This is a genomic window from Micromonospora sp. PLK6-60, assembly GCF_019890675.1.
Lineage (GTDB): Bacteria > Actinomycetota > Actinomycetes > Mycobacteriales > Micromonosporaceae > Micromonospora.
Genome location: NZ_JAIOAA010000041.1, coordinates 1 through 2,392 on the forward strand (window position 1 = coordinate 1; position 2,392 = coordinate 2,392).

A 2,392-nucleotide genomic window follows, 5' to 3' on the forward strand; every position below is an offset into this window, starting at 1 on the left:
CGCGCTGTAGCCCAGACCGCGGCGGGCGAAGGAGGCCCACAGGGTGCAGGCGTTCTCGCCGCCGGTCAGCGCCGCGTCGGCGGCGATGATGGCGTTGCGGCCGGTGACGAAGCCGGGGGCGCAGCCCTGCATCTTCAGCCCGTCCATCACCAACTGCAGGGACAGGTTGTTACCGCCGGTGTTCCAGGAGTCGTAGACGTTCGGGTTGAGACCGTGCCGGTCGATCAGGTCCCAGGTCATGTCCCACAGCACCGAGGTCCAGCCGTGGCCGATGCCGTGCGGCGCGGCCAGCGAGGTGCCGTTCAGCCAGCCACCGGTCTTGATGCTGTCGTAGGTGAACGGCTGCAGCTCCATGTTCCGCGAGTAGGGCCGCGGCCGCAGACCGTTGCCGGTGCGGTCCTTCTCGAAGAGGACGTACGGCACCAGGCCGCGGGTGCCGTCGGCCGTGTCGAGCTTCGGGTCGAGCAGCGTGGTGAGCGCGAAGTAGTCGCTCCAGCCCTCACCCATCTGCTCGTTGCCGCTGAGGCAGTTGATCCCCGGGCCACCGGTGAGCCGCAGCGAGATGCCATGCCCGTACTCGTGCATGACGATCCCGGCGTCGAGGTCACCGTCGCGGATGCCCGGGTGGCTCGGGTGCTTGCGCACCGAACCAGCGGTCGTGCCGGCGGTGATCGCGGCCTTGACGGCGGCGCCGTCGGCCTGGTTGACCGCGACCGCCGGGATGGTGACCGGCGCGGTGGTCATGGTGCCGGTCAGCACCGGCGCGGCGCCGGTGGCGTTGTGGGCGACCACCACGGCCTTGGCGCCGAGCGACTGGGCGACCTGGGTACGCAGAAGGTAGGTGCAGGCGGCGGTGCCGCCGTCGACCACCGCGATCCAGTTGCCCGACGGCAGCGAACCGGGGTACGCGGAGGTGGCGCAGCCGTTGCCCGCGTAGACGAACTGTCCGGACAGCCCGGCCGAGGTCGGCGCCGGGCTGTAGCGCGACCAGGTGGCGTCGAACGAGCCAACGCCGTCGACGACGACCTGGTTCTGGGCGCCGAACTGGTTGCCCGGCCACAGGTACATCTGCATCCGCGGGGTGCCACCGTCGGCGGCCGGGGTGGAGAAGTTGGCGTTGTTGGTGCCGCCGCCGTCCGCGGCCTCGGCCCGGACGAAGTCGCCACCCGTGCCGCCACGGCCGTAGTTGTTCATCTGGAAGTTCCCGGACGCCTCGTCGAACCCGTAGAGGTACGAGACGTCGTGGATGATGTTGTTCCAGTAGAACAGGTTGGCGGTCGCCGCGTCCCGGTAGTTCTGCGGGTTCTCGTTCAGGTCGAGCGGGAAGTCGAAGTTCAGGTTCGCCCCGCCGCTCGGGCTGCTGCCGAAGTCCGCCGCGTTGTTGTTGTCCTGGTCCTGGTACGCGTGGACGTTGTTGCCCTGGGTGGTGGTGTGCTCGGCACCCGGCGCGCCGTCGGTGTCGTGCCAGCCGTACGGCGACGCCGTCCCGTCCGCCGGGTTGGTCACCAGGCTGCGGGGCCCGTCGTTCGGGCTTTCCGTCGGGTAGCCGTAGACCCGGTAGCTCGATCCGTCCTGGACCGGGTTGTGCGAGCCCAGCGTGGTGCTGGCGGAGGTGCCCGCCAACGACCTGCCGGCCACCTGGTTCAGGTTGCCGGCGAGTTCGTCGGCGTCGTGGTGGATGGTCCAGTCGTCGCTGTCGAGCAGGTCGCCGGTCTCGGCGTCCACCGTGGCGTTCCACAGGTGGGCGTCGGTGGAGTCGTCGATCACGACCTGCCAGGCCAGCCGCAGCCCGTCCTTCTCGGTGGCGTGCCAGCCGAGCTTCGCGGGGATCGGCTGGTCGGAGATGCCGCTGCCGGAGACCACGGTGCGCTGGGCCGCGTCGGTGGCCCGGCTCATCACCCGCGGGTTCTTCGGCTCGGCCAGGTCGAGGCCGTCGGCCGCCGCCTCCACCGCCTCCACCGCGTCCAGCGAGGCGGTGCGCGGGCTGGCATCGGGCAGGCCGGTCACCAGCGAGTCGCCGGCGAAGACGACGCTGCCGTCGCGGGCCACGTTGACCGTGGCGGCGGCGCCGAAGATCTCCAGGCCCTCGTGGCGCTGCGCCAGGTTGACGTGGGTCACGCCGTTGTGCTTGCTGGTGTATTTGGAGATGACCGCGAGGTCCCGCAGGTCACCGGCCGCGACGCCGTATCGGACGGGGTTGGCGCGCAGGTAGTCGATCGCGATCTTGTCCGGCGTGCCCTGGTTCGGCCCGGTCAGGAAGATCGGGTTGCTCTTCGCCGAGCCGGAGTCCTCCGGCGCGGCCCAACCCGGTTTGGCGGCGAGTGACGTCAACGAGACGACGAGGGTGGTGGACAGCAGCAACGCCATGTTGCGGCGGCCACGGGGTGGACGG

Annotated in this window: 1 protein-coding gene; it reads right to left on the reverse strand. The window is 70.5% G+C overall.

Annotated features, from left to right (window positions below; all coding sequences use genetic code 11):
- The coding region (locus K7640_RS29765) for a M36 family metallopeptidase (RefSeq protein ID WP_255610219.1) at positions 1-2,392 on the reverse strand (2,392 nt) is incomplete at both ends.